The organism is uncultured Photobacterium sp. (genome assembly GCF_947502415.1).
Taxonomy (GTDB): Bacteria; Pseudomonadota; Gammaproteobacteria; order Enterobacterales; family Vibrionaceae; genus Photobacterium.
The window spans coordinates 1-299 of the sequence record NZ_CANMZV010000120.1; the positions used below are offsets into that span (position 1 = coordinate 1).

A 299-nucleotide genomic window follows, 5' to 3' on the forward strand; every position below is an offset into this window, starting at 1 on the left:
TGGTGGAGCTAAGCAGGATCGAACTGCTGACCTCCTGCGTGCAAGGCAGGCGCTCTCCCAGCTGAGCTATAGCCCCAACGTATTGAAAGACTGTTCACTCACTTCCTCTGGGAGAAGAAGTGGTGGGTCTGAGTGGACTTGAACCACCGACCTCACCCTTATCAGGGGTGCGCTCTAACCACCTGAGCTACAGACCCAAGTCTTTCACGTTCTTTATACTTCAACCAAGCAATCTGTGTGGACACTACGCAAAGCGTAAGTCATATCGTTAAGGAGGTGATCCAGCCCCAGGTTCCCCT

The 299-nt window shown here is 52.8% G+C and carries 2 tRNA genes; both read right to left on the bottom strand.

The window, feature by feature from the left end:
* Window positions 1-76: transfer RNA gene (locus Q0852_RS23790), tRNA-Ala, on the bottom strand.
* A 44-nt stretch (window positions 77-120) separates the two neighbouring features.
* Window positions 121-197: transfer RNA gene (locus Q0852_RS23795), tRNA-Ile, on the bottom strand.
* Window positions 198-299 lie beyond the last annotated feature (102 nt).